Annotated in this window: 17 protein-coding genes; 11 read left to right on the plus strand and 6 right to left on the minus strand. The window is 45.7% G+C overall.

The genetic code is table 11. The features are described from left to right. Positions 1-83: 83 nt before the first annotated feature. From Q0389_RS06975 to Q0389_RS07000, 6 genes are all read right to left on the minus strand, one after another. On the minus strand, positions 84-758 hold the full coding sequence (locus tag Q0389_RS06975; protein ID WP_298693082.1) for a lytic transglycosylase domain-containing protein: 675 nt from the start codon (positions 756-758) through the stop codon (positions 84-86). 71 nt (positions 759-829) lie between these two features. Further along, on the minus strand, positions 830-1210 hold the full coding sequence (locus tag Q0389_RS06980) for a hypothetical protein (RefSeq protein ID WP_298693084.1): 381 nt from the start codon (positions 1208-1210) through the stop codon (positions 830-832). 110 nt (positions 1211-1320) lie between these two features. Then, entirely contained in the window at positions 1321-3447 is a 2127-nt protein-coding gene (locus Q0389_RS06985) for a WD40 repeat domain-containing protein (protein ID WP_298693086.1), read from the minus strand. A gap of 50 nt (positions 3448-3497) precedes the next feature. Beyond that, positions 3498-4424 carry a methyltransferase domain-containing protein gene (locus Q0389_RS06990; protein ID WP_298693088.1) on the minus strand — a complete coding sequence of 309 codons (927 nt, stop codon included), beginning with the start codon at positions 4422-4424 and terminating at the stop codon, positions 3498-3500. Continuing rightward, positions 4421-5086, minus strand: coding sequence for a TIGR01621 family pseudouridine synthase (locus Q0389_RS06995; protein ID WP_298693090.1), 666 nt, complete (start codon positions 5084-5086; stop codon positions 4421-4423). Before Q0389_RS06995 ends, Q0389_RS06990 begins: the two co-directional genes overlap by 4 nt. A gap of 69 nt (positions 5087-5155) precedes the next feature. Then, positions 5156-5698, minus strand: coding sequence for a hypothetical protein (locus Q0389_RS07000; protein ID WP_298693091.1), 543 nt, complete (start codon positions 5696-5698; stop codon positions 5156-5158). A gap of 223 nt (positions 5699-5921) precedes the next feature. On the opposite strand from Q0389_RS07000, the gene Q0389_RS07005 reads away from it, so the two are divergent. From Q0389_RS07005 to Q0389_RS07055, 11 genes are all read left to right on the plus strand, one after another. Then, complete coding sequence (locus tag Q0389_RS07005) at positions 5922-6659, plus strand: TetR family transcriptional regulator (RefSeq protein ID WP_298693093.1); 738 nt, start codon at positions 5922-5924, stop codon at positions 6657-6659. Then, the gene (locus Q0389_RS07010) at positions 6652-7980 is read left to right on the plus strand and encodes an AarF/ABC1/UbiB kinase family protein (RefSeq protein ID WP_298693095.1); all 1329 of its coding nucleotides are present in this window, start codon (positions 6652-6654) and stop codon (positions 7978-7980) included. Before Q0389_RS07005 ends, Q0389_RS07010 begins: the two co-directional genes overlap by 8 nt. Beyond that, positions 7973-9442: a DUF4153 domain-containing protein gene (locus Q0389_RS07015; RefSeq protein WP_298693097.1), complete on the plus strand. Its 1470-nt coding sequence runs from the start codon at positions 7973-7975 to the stop codon at positions 9440-9442. Before Q0389_RS07010 ends, Q0389_RS07015 begins: the two co-directional genes overlap by 8 nt. Positions 9443-9456: 14 nt before the next feature. Beyond that, positions 9457-9819, plus strand: coding sequence for a hypothetical protein (locus Q0389_RS07020; RefSeq protein WP_298693099.1), 363 nt, complete (start codon positions 9457-9459; stop codon positions 9817-9819). Continuing rightward, positions 9812-10210 (plus strand): VanZ family protein, encoded by a 399-nt coding sequence (locus Q0389_RS07025; RefSeq protein ID WP_298693101.1) that lies wholly within the window; start codon positions 9812-9814, stop codon positions 10208-10210. Before Q0389_RS07020 ends, Q0389_RS07025 begins: the two co-directional genes overlap by 8 nt. Positions 10211-10320: 110 nt before the next feature. Further along, positions 10321-10701 carry a FixH family protein gene (locus Q0389_RS07030; RefSeq protein ID WP_298693103.1) on the plus strand — a complete coding sequence of 127 codons (381 nt, stop codon included), beginning with the start codon at positions 10321-10323 and terminating at the stop codon, positions 10699-10701. A gap of 13 nt (positions 10702-10714) precedes the next feature. Beyond that, positions 10715-11914, plus strand: coding sequence for a TolC family protein (locus tag Q0389_RS07035; RefSeq protein ID WP_298693104.1), 1200 nt, complete (start codon positions 10715-10717; stop codon positions 11912-11914). After that, the gene (locus Q0389_RS07040; protein WP_298693106.1) at positions 11911-12909 is read left to right on the plus strand and encodes an efflux RND transporter periplasmic adaptor subunit; all 999 of its coding nucleotides are present in this window, start codon (positions 11911-11913) and stop codon (positions 12907-12909) included. Before Q0389_RS07035 ends, Q0389_RS07040 begins: the two co-directional genes overlap by 4 nt. A 9-nt stretch (positions 12910-12918) precedes the next feature. Further along, on the plus strand, positions 12919-16032 hold the full coding sequence (locus Q0389_RS07045; protein WP_298693114.1) for a CusA/CzcA family heavy metal efflux RND transporter: 3114 nt from the start codon (positions 12919-12921) through the stop codon (positions 16030-16032). Positions 16033-16215: 183 nt separating this feature from the next. After that, positions 16216-16521 carry a BrnT family toxin gene (locus Q0389_RS07050; protein ID WP_298693108.1) on the plus strand — a complete coding sequence of 102 codons (306 nt, stop codon included), beginning with the start codon at positions 16216-16218 and terminating at the stop codon, positions 16519-16521. Next, positions 16505-16762, plus strand: coding sequence for a BrnA antitoxin family protein (locus Q0389_RS07055; protein ID WP_298693110.1), 258 nt, complete (start codon positions 16505-16507; stop codon positions 16760-16762). The genes Q0389_RS07050 and Q0389_RS07055 overlap by 17 nt, the downstream gene beginning before the upstream one ends. Positions 16763-17374 lie beyond the last annotated feature (612 nt).

Genomic DNA, 17374 nt, shown 5'->3' on the forward strand with positions numbered 1-17374 from the left:
AGAGGACGATGACGGGCAGGCTGTTTATACGAATATCGGCTGAACCGCCATACCGACGGCAAAAGGGCAATACGCCCTTTTAACTATTTTGATTCCTCTTCTTCTTGTTTTTCATTACTCTCTTCTTCGATTTTTCCGTAATGTATCTTGGCATCCAGTAAAAGCGTTTTGGCAAAATGGGCTTTTGTCCCTGAAGGGAAATGGGGATCTTTGAGCAAAACGGAAATCTTTTTGCTCCCGTTTTTATGGATCAGCTGCTGTAGCTTTCCCTCTCCCATGGCATAGGCAAAATCGGCCAGATACCAGCTCCCGAACTCTTTTTTTAAATAAAGAAAATAGCGGATGACCGCATCGGTGGAGCGATCGACATCGAGTCGTCCGTCGTTCCCTTTTTTGACCGATAAATCAAAATTACGGGCGCTTTGTTTGCTAAATTGCCACAATCCTGCGGTTCCGTATCCTTTTGCCGAAGGGTTGAACTTGGATTCGCAATAGGGGATAAGGGCAAAGTACAGAGGGATGTTCGCTTCAGTGAATTTGGCTTCGATACGGGCGAGTTCGGATTTTGTCGCTTTGTACCGTGAATACAGAGGAGGAATGGTTCCGCGATATTGGTCGAGTGTCGTATCAAGCACGGCAGTGTCCAGAATCGACTCATCGCTTTGAAGTGAGCGGAGCGAGAGGTCGATCATTTCGACTTCGCTGGCGGCAAATAGGTTGAGCGAGCAGAGAAGAAAGAGGCCAACAAAGAGTTTCATGACTCTTCCTCCGGTACTGATAGATATAGGATAAAATTATAACAGAATAGTGATTGCAACTTTCTTCAGGATTAAAAAGTGCGTTCTACAAATATTCCGAAAAAGCTCCCTTCGGTTTTATCGTTACGGATTACGGGGGTCAATAGATATTGGTCGGTGATCGTCGCACCGAGAGCGGAACCGGCTGCATGTGCGGCAACGTCAAGCAGATTGCCTGCCGCATGGCCGTCTTTGGCTGTCGTAATCGCCTCTTTAATCGCAAAAGCGATAGTACTGGTATAAAATCCGATTCGTGCCCGGTCTTCGGGATTATAGTGATCCGCGATAGCGGTGATCGCCCCTGCCAAAACGACACCGCCGCCGAAATGACTCAATTCGCTGTTGAAGCTATTCGTAGCGCATAAAGGTGTTGCTGCCAGAATCCCGGCGGCTAAAAGAGAGGAAAGTTTCATTCTGTCTCCTTGTTGTGATACTTTCATGTAATAATAATTATATTCAAAATAATATTGCTTAAAGCTTTAGAGAAGTGATTCAATGGTTCATGCAAGAATGAGCAGGTACTTTAGACGATCGTATCGGGAAGGGTATGGATATAGGAGAGCCATTCATCCCTTTTTTTGGGATAAAGGGGCAATTGGGAGTTGTTGTTTTCTCCGTCATAATTTTTGGTTTTTTCGAGAAGATGACGAATTTCGGTATCCATACCGAAAAATTCGCAGTAATTGAGAATTCCGGAGGTAAATTTTTCCGGATTTTTGGCTTGGATTTTTTTGAGTTGTATCTGATAGGTCATACGGAGAATATCTCCGATATGGTGGTGACGGTTTTGAAGATTGATGAGATTTCCGAGTGTTTGTTTGATTGCCGCCATATCTCCGCGAATCGCATGTACTTCACATTGTCGCAGTTTCTCATACCATCGGTTTTCAATCTCTTGAGCCCAGGGGAGAGCCATCAGCTCGGGATAGGTATCCAACAGGTGGTATGCGGAGCGCCAATGACTGTTTTCGATGGCATGGTGCAGATTCGATGCAAAGCTGCGAAATGCTTTCAGCCGTAGATATTCGTGCTCGAATTGGGTGATTTTACCGATTTTGTTGAGTAACGCGTCGGCTCGTTCAAATTCTTTGTTTTTGATCGTTTCGGTGATAGTATCGGCTAACTGGGCAACTCTTTCGATCAGTTGAACGTATGAGGGGAGTTTTTTGAGGATCGGATGGCGCTGCGTTAATTGGTTGAGCAGCGGAAAGTTGTTTTCGTGGATGGCTTTCGAATAGGTTTTGAGAATGTCGCTGTGATGTAGAAGCAACTGTACGAGCGGGCGTTTGCTTTGGACGGAGGTGAACGGTTCGAGTTCGCTTTGGGCCTCTCTTTTCCTTTCGGTGAACATCAGCTTCTGGGCTTTTATAAAACGTTTGGTCCAGATGCTCTCTACCTCTTTATATAAATGGGTCGATTCGAGCAGAGGGTATTGTTCGATCAGGCCGTAAAAAGGGGCGAATTTTTTATGCTCATAGAGATATTTCAGGCGATTATAAGAGGTAAAAGTACTGAAAAACGGGGCGGTCTCTTTAAACTTGACCGGTTTAAACGGGTCTAAAAGTTTTTTAGCCTGTTCGATTTCCCCTTTTTCCAGGGCATCTTTGGTTTTTTGGACGGCCTCTTCAAAAATCGATTCCAGCAGGAGATAGGATTCGCTCTCTTGTAGCAGGGGTTCTTCGTCACAATAGCGATAGGCGTCTGTATAGGCTTTGGAAGCGATCAGTTTTTCGAGCTGATGAAAAGGGTGAAGGTCGAACTGATACAATTCGCCGGAGAGGGTGCCGAGAAAGAGATGCTGCGTATTGTCGCGGCTGATCCATGTAATCGGATGGCTGAGTTCGATGTAGCGCTCTTTGATAATTTTCATCGTTTCGGCGTTGAGTAAAGAGATGTAGTTTTGTTTCGACACGACGAGGACATAGGAGGAGCCTATCTGCACCAGGTCTTTGATCTCGCCGAGTGCCGTCGGCAGCCGTTGTTTTGAGATTTTTTTATTACGGTTGATTTTGAGCAAAACGCCGTTTTGGTTGCCGACAATAACGGTGTCTTTATAAAAAAGGAGAGCCTGATTTTTCATCGTACCGAGACTGAAGCGTTGGGTATGGGTCTGGGTACGGTAATTGGTTAGAACGACGCTTCCTCCGTATCCTGAGGTGGCAACCATATTCTCATGGAAGGCGATGGCGGAGACATAATTGATTTTGGGTTTAGTATAAAGAGAGGTGTATTCCGGAAACGAATGGAGCCGCGAAATCATTGTCGTCGTATCACTCCGCCATAGCAATACGCGTCCGTGATCGGTGCCGCACACGAAATGTTCCCCGTCGGGGGAAAAAGCAATGGCGGTCGGTGATTGTTTGTGCAGTTCGAATCGATGAATCTGTTTTTTGACGAGCAGATCGATCATGTGAAGGGTTTGGTTCTCTTTCGAACCCAAGATGACCCGCATATTATGAGGATCAAAAGCATAAATGAATTCAGCGGTTCGCGGAACATTGAAATGGAGCAATTTCTCTTTTGAATCGGTGAGAGTGTCATACAGATAGATTTCATGATCGGCAGTGACGACGCCGACCGTACCGGATTGCAGTGCGATGACAAAAGAGATCGGGGCGTCAAATTTTGACATGCACAGTTTAATCGGCATAATGGTATTTCTTTGCTTCGGTATCTACGCCGAGTATAACACAAATGATCTCAAAATATTTTGGTAGCGGTCAAAAACAGATAATCTTTCCCTGTAAGGGTTACTCTGAATTTTTTTTGCTGCAAATATTTTTTACAATAGTATATATCTTTGATCACTATCGACAGCTCCGAATAGGGGTAGTTCGGTGCTTTTGCCCCATAGATCATCTCTCCTCCCATCCAGCGGCAGTTCGGAAACCCCAGGATTATTGCCCCTTCTTTACTCAAATACTCTTGTACTAATGATGCAAAAAGCGATTTGAACTCCAATGTGCTGCTTTGCAATGTCCCGATTGTGATGATGAGATCAAAACGCCCTAAATTCAGAGAAGCGAGATCGTTGATGTCGTGGACGTGAAATATCGCATTACCCTCATGAAACCGTTCTCGTGCAACGGTGATTACACTTTCGGAGTAATCGATTCCGACGAGTTCGATCTTGCTATACTTTTCATGAGGCACTATGGTGCGGATGAGGTCAAATTCGTCTCCCGTATTGATCCCCAGATTCAGAATCCGTTTTTTCTCCCCGACTTTGACACTTCGAAGTGCACGCAGGTAGGCACTGAGAAATGCCGGTTCTTCGTTTTTTCGGATCGCCGCAAAACGGGACGCCGTTCCGTATTTTTCCTCTTTGGCTTCGGAAGAATGAAAAGAGTCGCTGAGGTCGAGCTTTTCGTAAGTGATTTGCACGGTATGTTCGGATACGGTTTTCGGGGTCAGCATCCGGCAAAAGAGCAGTTCTCCCAGATCGCTCCATGCTTTGTAGCTGTGATAGAGATAGGATATTCTATCGAGTGTTATCGTTTCGCCGGCGTAGTGTCCGCGGCCGATATCGGGATTGAGCACTTCAAAAGAGATTGTATCGGATTCTTTGAGAATCTTTTGTGCCCATGAGAGGATATCGGTCATGGGTTCGTTCGTAAAGGTTTTCAAAACAGCTCCCACGGTTTATCCCATATTTGGAGCTGATTTTTGCATTCTGCACTCACAAACCGTTCTCCCTCTTCGGGCGGTACGACAAATTCAAACGTTTCATCATTCAGACGAAACCGCAGAGCATAGGCATGCAGATATCCCCGTTCCTCTTTGCGCGCTTCGTCGGCTTGCGCGTAGCGCTCATCTCCGGCGATAGGGGAACCGAGGCTTTTGAGGGCGACGCGAATCTGATGGGTTTTCCCTGTATGGGGTTTGATGAGAAAAAACCGCTCGTGGGTGCGCAAAGCACAGCTGATGAACTGCGTAATGGCTGGGTTTTCCATCGTTACGAGGAGTTTATAGTCTCCCCGTCGTGCACTTGCCATGTCCCCCTTGATCCATCCCATTTTTTTCTTCGGTTTGCGCATGCTGATGGCGAGGTAGTATTTTTCGACTTCGCGTGCTTCGAACATTTTCCCGAACTGTGCCGCCGTCTCGGAGGTTTTGGCGAGAATCACGAGACCGGAGGTCATCTTGTCGAGACGGTGGACGGGGAAAAGGGGAATGCCGAGCTGTTGGCTCACTTGGACAACGAATCCCGCTTCTTCTTCGGAGTGAAAGTTGACACCGGCACTTTTGTGTGCGATGATGAAAGAGAGATGGTCATGGACTATTATCATGGCGTGATTATAGCGAAATGAGATAGTTAAAGATGGGTTACGTCATTCCATATTTGATCGGGGATCCAGCTATTTTTTGGAAATTGGATACCCTTTCCACATTCCATTTTCAAAACGTAATTCACCTCTGACAGGAATAGAAGGGCAACATAGAGCATCTTTTTTAAAGTCAAATTCTTTTGCTTCATACCAAAGTTTATTATTATGTACGTAGATTCTTGACATATTTTGAGGTAGTTCATTGGATGTCTGATATGGTGCAGAAGATCGTGCATCAACATATATTTCAGGGTATGAAATGCTTTTTCGAAGGGTAATAATTACAGGTCTGGACATTGCTGTACCACCTGAACAACCTGTATCTATGCTAAACAGACCTATATATACTATTTCATCGTTCATTTTGAATTTGACGACATTTTTAGGGTCAAAATAATCATTGCATCCGAGAGTAGTTGCATATTGAGTTATCAATTTCGGTATATTCCTTACAGCTTCTTTCTGTTTTGCATTTATCATTTCTTCATATTGACGAATATCTTCATCTGATTCCGCAAAGCTATTTATTGAAATTGACAGGAATAAAAACATTATAAAGACGAATTTTTGCATAAAAATGCTCCAATTATATTTTCGTAATAGTATAACAAACAGCATTGGAAAATAAACAATATTTCATGTTGATGATAGCTGGATTCCCGATCAAGTCGGGAATGACGAAAAAATAGAAGCATTTGAATATTTGTCAATTTATCTATTTATATTTAACTTACTATAAAATACTTGACAATGAAAGCGTATTTAATATATACTACGTTAAACAAAAGGAGATAATATGAAAATTTCCCAGGATGCAAAAGAACTGACGAAGATCAAAATACTCGAAGCGGGTGTTGAACTCATCATTGAAAAAGGGTTCAAAAACGCTTCTATGAGAGAGATGGCTAAAAACGCCGGAGTCAGTAATCCGACGATCTATAACTATTTCCCGACCAAAGAGCAGATGTTGTATACCTACATCGAGTTGAAACATCAGCAAACGCAGGAGATTTTAAATGCGATTGAGGATTTTCATACCTATACCTTGCGAGAGCAACTCCAAACATTGATCGAGACCGAACTCGAACTCTATCTCGAAGATCGGGAGTTTGTGATCCAAATCGCCGATATGGTTTTTCACTCCTCATCGTTAAAACTCGAATCACTCTATGCGACCAATCGTCTTTTTACCGATATGGTAGGTGAAATGATCGCCATCGCCATCGAAGCGGGTGAGATCGAGAAACCTCCGTTTGAAGAGTATCTGCCGAAGCTGTTTTGGGATTACTTCGTGGTGGTGGTCGCGTATTGGGTCAAAGATGAGAGCGAATCGTTCGAAAATACGACGCAGTTTATCGACCATTCGATGGGGGTTATCGAAGCGTTGCTCCAATCGAATCTTCTGAATAAAGCGTCTGAGTTGGGAATGTTTTTGTTCAAAAATCATCTCCTCTCTTCGTTGACACGTTTTTCTACCAAACAGAGTCGTTTCACAAAAATGAAACGCAAACTCGGCGAGGTGCTTCATGGATAAGTGCATACCGACAACCACGATTGCACGTGCCAATGTGATCGGCAAAACGTTGGTTAAAATCGGAGCCAACCACTCCAAAGGGGTGATTAAAAAACTGATCTCATCCGATAGCAACCGACAATCCATCCACGATGAGACGCAAGAAGCAACGGCAAAGCTGATCATCGAAGCCCTCGGCGAGCTCAAAGGCGTATCGGTTAAAATCGCCCAGCAAGTGGCATTGGCATTGCCTTTTTTACCGCAAACCTATCTCGAACAGATCACCAAATCGTTTAATGCAATCCCTCCGATCAATCGCGCATTGATCCGTAAAATCATCAAGCAGGAATTAAACGGCTATCCCGAAGAGCTGTTTGAATCGTTTGAATCCACACCGTTTGGGAGTGCGAGTCTCGGACAAGTCCACAAAGCATTCCATAACGACGAGAGTGTCGCAATCAAAGTGCAGTATCCCGGCATCGCCAACACGATTAATACCGATATGGGGATGATAAAATTCGCACTTCAACGTTTCGCAAAAGGGCAAAACGTCGATCATATCGTCGAAGAGATCAACCAAAGACTCTACGAAGAGGTTGATTACACCTATGAAGCGAAAAATGTCCTCTTTTTTGGTGAGCGTCTCAATCATCCGCATGTGGTTATTCCTAAAGTCTATCCCGAACTTTCCACCTCAAAAGTTTTGGTGTGTTCGTATATAGAGGGGAAATCGTTTGGCGAATTTTTAACATCATCTCCGTCGCAAGAGGTGCGAAATCACTTTGCACAGCTCCTTTTTGATACCTTTTTTACCTCATTGTATCAGCTCAAAGCGATCCATGCCGATCCGAATCCAGGTAATTTTATCTTTATGGATAATGACCGATTGGGGCTCATCGATTTTGGTTGTATCAAATACGTCGATGACGATTTCCTTATCCCTTATAACCGTTTACACCTCTCTCTCATAGAGGAATGTGATGATCTTAGTATCGCAAAACAGTATGCCGCGCTCAACATGATCGATTCGAGCGATGATGCGTCGATGGTTGCTTTTTATAACGAGGTGATTAAACCTCTGGATCGGCTCTATATCGATGTTCTTACAAAAGATTATTACGATTTCGGAAATGATCATTCTTTTTCTAAAAGAGGGTTTGACACGATTTTGGAAGTGCAGAAAAAGCAGACCCACTCGGTTCATAAATTTAACCAAGAGTATCTTTTTCTAAACCGTACCCTTTTGGGATATTACACGATGTTCGAACAGCTAGGTGCGCGGATCGACACACGATCGGCGCGAGAAATTATGAATCAATACCAAGGAGAAAATCATGGCTAATTTGACAGAAGAGATCCGTAAGGTCGATTTTGAGGATAATCATTTTAAAAATGTCCGATTTAGTTTGTTGTTGGTGGGGATTAGTCTGCTGTTGGCACTGTTCAAAACGCAGTTCGTTCCAGCTCAGGCGATAGGTTTGGGAAATATTTTGTTTTACATGATTGCGCTGATACCGATAGCGTATCTGGGACTAAGCCGTCAAGTGCTCAACCGTTATACCTATTGGTTCCTCCCTATTGTTTTAGTGTGGATCGCTGATATTTTTATCTACAACAACACATTGACGCAAGAGTTTTTGCCTTTGATCGTCGTGGGAACCATCGTTATTTTGTATCTGACGAGTATGCATAAAGTCGATTATCTGTATCAGACACTGATCCCGAGACTTTTGATCGCATTTTCATTATTGAGATATCTCAGAGTCTTTACCGTCCATATCTTTTCACTCAATCCAAACTATTCGATCTATAAAAGAGTTCTGATCGGGATATTGATTACCGTACCGTTTATCGGAATATTTTTGACTCTATTTATGAATGCGGATACTAACTTTAATATCGCCGTTAATAACGTCATAAGCTTTTTTGCCATGCCGCAGCTGGATAAATTGGTGATGATTCCGGTTTACTTTTTGATCTATTTGAGTCTATTTTTGTATAGTTATCTCAATCGTGCCGAGCGTCCCGTCCAAGAGAGCCAAAAGTCATTTGATATGGTCATCGTCGGTATTTTCTTGGGAGCACTGAATCTATTGTTCGTGACGTTTTTGGTGTTTCAGATCGCCTATTTGTTCGGAGGGAAAGACTACATAGCCCAATCAGGAATTTCACCCGCTCAATTTGCCCGTGAAGGGTTTTTCCAGCTCGCATGGGTTATCGGTCTGGTCGTTGTGATCTTTTTAGCAATTATGCGCCGATATCAAGGGGAACTGAGTATCAAGATTTTGATGAGTCTTTTTATGATGCAGACAATCATTATGGGAGTCGCATCGCTCACAAAGATGCAATTGTATCAAACACTCATGGGAATGACGACATTGCGTTATTACGTGGAGTGGTTCGAGTATTTTTTAATCGCCGTTTTGGTTGTAGGAATCGTATTCACACTGTTACGCCAATCGTTTCATTTGATCCTGAATACCGTCACTGCAATGGGATTGATCGCTTTTACGGTCGTTTCGTCACTCAATGTCGATTATATGATCGCGTCGCATAACATCGAACAATTCAAAGGTAAACCCGAACAACTTGATATGGCAATGCTTTCCAACCTATCGATAGATGCATTGCCGGCTTTGAAACAGACTCCGGTGATGGTTACGGTCAATTTTCCTAAAGATAGCTGCCGCTTTGCGATGCAATATCATTATGGAAGATGTGAGCTTATTCGTAATCACGGAGATACTCAATTGAATTATGTAAATGCGAATGAACGTATCAGTACGTATGCATTCAATCAATAATCAGGAGGATGGTCATGGACATTTTTGATTTTTACAAAACGTGCGGGATCGATATGAGTTGCCATAACGGCGGGCAATTTTATGCTCTAGAGCGTTCCGACGCACTGGCGCTGGTTGAACTGTTGAACGAGATGGGGGTAACGGTGCACAGTATCGACGTATTGCATCGAGACGCTAAGGGAGTTTATGATTATCGCAGTGAGAGCGGTGAACGCATCTGCTGGGATTTTGACAGCGAAAATATCCCTGATTCGGAGCGTTATGCGCTAGCGGCAACGAGAATAGAGGCTTTGGGATCGGAGAATGTCGCGTTTTTGTTTTCGGATGAAAAATCGTACAAAGCATGGAAAAAAAATCATCAGCGATTGAGTGCGTAGAACGATGGAGAGCGCTGTAAAACCGAACGCTCTTAAGCGGGTATTGTTTCCGGCATCCTTTTTTGCCTTTTTATTAGCGGTGATTTATAAGGCCGATACGGCAAACTACAACTTCGCGTTTCATGTTGTGGGGATGATCCCCTATGGCGATAAGATAGGTCACATGGTTTTATATGGGATCATGGTGTTTTTATTAAATTACGGGCTGAATGGAAAGCGGTGGCTTAGGGCAGAGATCGGCTCATTGATAGTGTTTACATTTGCGTTTGTTGAAGAAGTGAGTCAGCTTTATTTCCCTAGCCGCACATTTGATTGGGCGGATATTGCCGCTGATGTTGTTGGGGTAATATTGTTTACCATTCTATTTCGTATATTTGATTGCAGAGCCTAAGACTAAGGAACTGTAAAACTAGGATACTGATTCAGGATATTAATATAGCGTTCATACTTATTAACCGTGAATAGCGCTACAATAATAAAATGTTATTCAAGGAGCCTATTATGAAATTCAAATTTATTCTTACCGGTATGCTGTTTGCGTCGTTGGCATTCGGTGCCGCTTGGGAGCAAAGTGCTTCGGTCCAAAACGTCAAAGCCGTGCTGAGTTCGGATAAAGCGCTGATTGTCGGAGACAATGCGCTGGTTCTAACTGTGAAACAGCAAAACATGCCTATAGAGAACGCAGTGGTTGAAGTAAAGGCGTTTATGCCGGCCATGCCGGGGATGCCGGCGATGGAGTCCAAAAGCAAGGCGGTGGCACAGGGACACGGTGTTTATAAAACATCGCTCAATCTGGACATGGGAGGAACATGGCAGATTCATGTTTTTGTAACGACCAAAGAGGGTAAAAAATATCGTCTCAAAACATCTTTGAGCCTCTAAGTTTAGGTGTGTCATGAGAGGCTGCGTATTTGTCTGTTTGCTGATCGGTACACTCAGTTTTGGCGAAGGGATAGAAGCACTGATTGCGAAAGGGCTTAAAAACAATCCCGATCTGCAAAGGATCAGTGCCAATGTAGAACAAAGTCGATTGCAAAAAGAGATTTCACGTCAGTTTGACAACCCGAATGTGCAATTGCTCCTCAATGATATTCAGTCGGCCGATCCGACGAACCGTTCGATTGAACCGATGCAGTTCGGATCGATCACTTTACAGCAGAAATTGCCGTTTGCCGGAAAACGCGATGCCCGTTACGACGATGCGAAAGCGCAGGAAGAGACGGCACGATTGACCCTTAAACAGGCTCAGGTTTTGTTGGCCGGTGAGATTAAAAAAGAGTCGTATCGGATATGGGAAATTCAGGAAAGCTTGAAAATCTATCACGATTACGAGATTATTGTTCAGCAGAACACAGAACTCTATACCGCTCTCTCCTCGGCCGCTTCGGGGCGTCATATGGGGATTATGTCTTCACAGATGGACCTTTCCCAAATCAAGATTTTTCAGGCCAATCTACGCAGTGAATTGGAGCGTGCCTATGCTTCCCTTTCGCAGTTGGTGGCCGAACCGGTCGTATCGGTCGATGTTTCACTGACTGTCAAACCCTGTGAACCGATTGAGACGTATCAACAAGCATTAAGCGGGAACTTTTCGTATAAAGCCAAAGATGCCCAAATACGTCGAACAGATGCATTGCTGAAACAGGCACAGCTTGATTTTTATCCTGATGTGACGGTTCAGGTAGGATACGCGCAGAGAGAGACCTATAACGACTATTGGACGCTAGGAGTCAATATTCCGCTGCCGATCTATGGTACCGAATCGACAAAAGCGCAGATTGTGCAGGAAAAAGCGATCGAACGCAATCGAGAAAAAGAGGTGACACGGCTGCAACTCGAAGCCGCGCTTCGGCAAAAATATGCTGAAGTCCGAAATGCGCAGGAGATATGGCGGGTGATCCATGAAGAGAGCCTTCCGCAGCTGAATCATATGTTTGAGCTCTCCGAAGCCTCGATCCGAAACGGAGAGGATCTGTTCCGTTTTACCGAACTGTTAAAGCAAAAACAGCAGCTTGAACTGCAGCAGGTACGTGCCGTGAGTGCGTTTTACCGATCTCTAGCCGATTTGGATTTACTGATAGGAAAAGAACCATGAGATATTTTGTATTAGCGATTTTATTAGGGGTTGCCGCGACGGCTAAACCTGCCCCGATCATTCAGCAGTTCAATGTCACGACTATCAAAGTAACACATGCCGACGCTGTTGCGTCTATCGGTAAAAACTTCGGGTATCTTCGTGCGGATGAGGGAAAAGAATCGATCATCGCGCTGCGTTTCGGAGGGTATGTCGAGAAGCTTCGGGCCACTGAGACCTACCAGCATATTTCCAAAGGGGATGTGATTGCCGAAGTCTACAGTCCCGAAGTGCTTCAGGCGAAAGAAGAGTATCTCAGTTCGCTCAAATACAACGCCATCCGTCCTAATCCGGGGATGGTAGAGAGTACGAAAGAGCGTCTGATTTATCTGGGTGTTCCGATGTCCGAGATCACGGCGATCGAGAAAACGGGAAAAGTCGCTTCGACCACCACGGTCCGTTCTCCGGCATCGGGCTATATTTTTGAGAAAAAAATCGATAAAGGATCGGCATTCACGGCGATGCAGCCGCTGTTTCGTATCGTCCGGCTCGATCCGATATGGCTGGAGATGAAATTTCCTCCTGAACAGTTGGATCGTCTCAAAGGGATCAACGATTACGAGATACGTATCAGCGGGATCGAGCGTCCTTTGTATGCCAAACGGGGAAAAATCTATCCCAATGCAAATCCGTCCGAATCAACTTTAACGATGCGTCTTAGCCTCCCGAATCCTAAAGGGACACTCTTTCCGGGGATGTACGCCTCGATTGTTCCGATGATGCAGACCAAAGGGACTCTGGTGATACCGAGAAATGCCGTCATACGTAAAAACGGGAAATGGTATTGTTTTAAAAAAGGGGAATTCGAGGGGGAATACGAACCGGTCGAAGTAGCGTTGCAGCCGATTACAAACGACCGTTATGCGATCAAAGGCGGTTTGAATGAGGGGGACGAAGTTGTTGCCAACGCTTTGTTCATGATCGATTCCGATGCGCAGATCAACGGGAACTTTTAGGTGTAGATGATGATTGAACGTCTGATAGAGTGGAGTCTTCGGTTTCGGATCTGGGTTATTGCCATCTGTCTCTTTCTGGCACTGGGATCGTATTGGGCGATCCGTCATACAGCGCTCGATGCGATACCCGACCTCTCCCCTCCGCAGGTGATTTTACAGCTCAAATGGAAAGGGCAGAGTCCGGAGATCATCGAAGCACAGGGGACCTATCCGATCGTCCGTCAGCTTCTTTCACTCCCCGATGTCAAGACGGTTCGGGGATTTTCGGGATACGAAAATGCTCTCATCTATATCATCTTCAATGATAATGTCGACTTGTATTGGGCACGGACAAGGGTATTGGAGCAGCTTTCAACGTTACAATCGCAGCTTCCTAAAACTCTCGACGTTTCGTTGGGACCGGATGCATCAGGTGTCGGATGGGTATTTGAATATGCTCTGGTCTCCAAAACCAAAAACCTTGCCGAACTGCGTACTCTGCAAGACTATACCTACAGGTATGCGCTTTTGGGGATCGACGGCGTCAGTGAGGTGGCATCGGTAGGCGGTTTTGTGCCGACTTATCAGGTGACGCTGAACAACGATGCTCTGGTACGATACAACCTCAGTGTCGGTGAAGTCGCCAATGCGATCAAAGCCAACAACAACGACGTCGGAGGACGTATCGTCGTCCAAAACGGGTATGAGTGGATGGTTCAGGCCAAAGGGTATCTTACCGATATCCGCTCGATCGAAAATCTGGTGGTAGCGACCCGTGGCGGTATTCCGGTCCTATTTTCACAGGTTGCCCGGATCGAAAAAGTTCCTGAAAACCGTCGCGGATATGCCGATCTGAACGGTCAGGGAGAAGTGGTCGGGGGGATCGTAGTCGTCCGTTATGGGGAAGATGTTTACCGGGTCATCCAAAAAATCCGTGATCGGCTTGCAAGTATCCACACAAAAGATGTAGAAGTCGTTACTGTCTATGACCGCTCCGGACTGATCGAATCGGCCATTGGGACATTGACCAAAACGCTCGAACACGAGAGCTGGATCGTCATCGCCGTTATCGCTTTGTTTTTGCTTCATTTGCGCAGTGCCTTAATCGTTTTAATCGTCCTTCCTCTAACCATCGCTATTACGTTCTTGCTGATGAAGCTTTTCGGCATCGGGTCAAACATCATGTCGCTCGGCGGGATTGCCATCGCGGTCGGAACGATGGTGGACGCATCCATCATCATGATTGAAAATGCCCATAAAGTCCTGCTTCAGCGTGAAAGCGAGCACGGAAAACTGAGCAGTGCACAGCGCTTTGATGCCGTACTCTACTCTTCGAAGATGGTGGGGCGTCCCATCTTTTTTGCATTGGCGCTGGTCGTCGTCTCTTTTATGCCGATTTTTGCCCTTCAAGGGCAGGAGGGACTTTTGTTTACCCCGCTGGCGTTTACCAAAAGTTTTGCGATGGGGGTCGGAGCGTTACTATCGGTCACCCTCGTGCCGGTCTTGATCTATTTTGTGATACGGGGGCGTATACTCTCGGAATCGGCCAATCCGGTAAGCCGATTTTTCATTTGGGCATACCGCCCGATCCTTTTGGGATCGATGAAGCTGCGCTATCTCATACTGGTTTTATTGATAGCTGGATTGGGTTATACCATCCATCTCTATCGCGCTATGGGATGGGAGTTCATGCCGATGATGGATGAACAGACACTCATGTATATGCCCGTCACTCAAAGCGGTGTGAGTATCGATCAGAGCAAGGCGTTGACACAGTATACGGATGCAATCATCAAAAGTTTTCCGGAGGTTGAGAGGGTCTTCGGTAAAGGCGGACGAGCCGATTCGGCAACCGATCCCGCACCTTTAGGGATGATTGAGACGATTATCACCCTCAAACCGAAAGACCAATGGCGCGAGGGGATGAGCATGAGCAAACTTCAGCAAGAACTTGACAGCGCTTTACAGGTTCCCGGACTGGTCAACTCCTGGACTTATCCGATCCGCGGGCGGATCGATATGCTTCTCAGCGGTATCCGCACTCCGCTTGGGATCAAGCTTTACGGAGATGATTTGGCCGTATTACAGCAAAAAGCGCATGAACTCGAAACCGTTCTTCAACAGATACCTGACACTCAGAGTGTATTTGCCGACCGCAGCGACAGCGGCTATTACATCGATATTACGATTAACGAAGAAGCTCTGGCCCGCTATAACCTCCGCAAAGAGGTGTTGCTGGAGTACACTTCCGCAGCTATCGGAGGAGTCGGACTCTCGACGCTCTATCATGGAAGAGAACGCTACAGCGTCAGTCTCCGTCTTGAAGAGGATGAACGCCACGATATCGAAGCGATCCGTTCACTGCTGGTCAAAACACCGCTGGGATATGTCCCTCTCGCGTCACTGGCACAGGTTGATTACCGTCAGAGTGCCGCGATGATCAAAAGCGAAAAAGCGCGCCCCGTCGCGTATGTCTATATCACCCCAAAAGAGGGAATAAGCGCAACGGCCTACAAAGAAGAGGCGCAAAAAGCGTTGCAGCGGGTCGTTTTGCCCGAAGGGTATCTGTATGAGTGGGCTGGACAGAGCGAGTATCTCGAATCGGCAATACAGACGCTCAAATGGATCATTCCTGCTGTACTCGTTCTGATCGTAATCCTGATCTATTTTGCTCTGCGCGAATGGCTTTCGACTGTTATTGTTTTGGGAACGCTTCCGTTTGCGTTGCTGGGAGGGATTATCTATCTGCAATGGCTACATTTTAACATCAGTGTTGCCGTTATCGTCGGATTCCTTGCTCTTTTGGGGGTGGCAGCGGAAACGGCGATCGTGATGATCGTCTATCTGCAGGAGAGCATAAACGATAGGTTGAAACAGGGTGCAGTGATGGATATGCCGACGATTAAAGAGGCGATTTACGAGGGAGCCGTCAAACGTGTCCGCCCGAAACTGATGACGGTTTTCGCGATCCTCGCGGGGCTTTTCCCGATCATGATCAACCACGGTGTCGGTAGCGAAGTGATGCAGCGGATCGCCGCCCCGATGATCGGAGGGATCGTTACGTCGGCGATCGTGAGTTTGATTGTTATCCCGATTGTCTATCAAGCGGCGATGCAGAGAAAGTATCGAAATCAGGGATCATAATTGCTTCATTATCTCGCCGAGGCGGTCGGGGCTGCGATGAGTTTCAGCTCGGTGTCGGTGATTACGAATGCATTGCGGTTGAGGGGGGAGAAGCTTTGAATCTTTTCAGAAATTGGTGTATTATCTTGACATGATGTGGCATTATGTATATAATCATTCCATACATTTTGAAAAAGGTGAGTAATGTTTGATTGTCTCGATGTCGAACGATTGCGCGGGTTTGATTGGGATGATGGCAATATCCAGAAAAACAAACTCAAACACGGGCTTGATTTTTGGCTGATCGAAGAGATATTTTTCAACGAACCGTTACTCATCTACGAGGACAATGCCCATTCGGAGCAAGAGTGCCGATGTTATGCGCTGGGAAAGACCGATAATGGACAAATGCTGTTCGTCGCTTTTACCGTGAGAGGGCAAAATATTAGGGTGATATCGGCACGATCTATGAGTAAAAAGGAGAGAAGCTATTATGAAAAAAATACCTAAATTAAAAACCGAAGAAGAGGTTGCGGCGTTTTGGGACGAACACGACTCGACTGAGTATATCGACTGGGACAAAGCCAAGCCGGTACGTCTTACAAAACTGCAAAAGAGTGCGAAAACGATCTCGATCCGTATGCCCGTCGATATGATCGAAACGCTCAAAATTCAGGCGAATAAAAACGACATTCCCTATCAGTCGTATCTCAAAATGCTGATTGCGGATGGGTTAAAGGCACATGGGTAAAGATGCTTTTGTAATATGACCACTATCACCGACAACATGGACGTATTTGCCGAGAAGTTCGAAGGGATTGACCTGCACGGCAAAAAGATCACCAAAGCCGAATTCGATGACTGCACCTTCGTCTCCTGCGATTTCAGCGAAACCTTTTTCTCCTCCTGCAAATTCACCGAATGCCGTTTCGAAAACTGCAACCTGAGCGTCATGAAGCTGACCAATACCAAAATGAGCGATGTCGATTTCGTCTCGTGCAAGATGGTCGGGATCGACTGGACGATGGCGGATTGGAAGAGTTTGCTCAATGCCGATCCGATCCGTTTTCGCGAGTGCATCCTGAGCGACAGCAACTTCTTCGGTCTGAACATAGAGGGATTGGTGATGCGGGAGTGTAGAGCCAAAGAGGTCGATTTTCGCAACGGAAGTTTTATCAAAGCCGATTTTAGCAAAACCGATTTCAAAGGGGCGCTGTTCGGCAATACCCATCTGGAGGCGGCCAACTTTACCGACGCCTCCAACACCTCTATCGATCTTCGCTCCAACCACTTAAAAGGGGCAATCTTCAGCCAGATCGGAAGAGCACACGTCTGAACTCCAGTCACATTCCTTTAGCTCGTA

The organism is uncultured Sulfuricurvum sp., from assembly GCF_937936435.1.
Taxonomy (GTDB): Bacteria; Campylobacterota; Campylobacteria; order Campylobacterales; family Sulfurimonadaceae; genus Sulfuricurvum.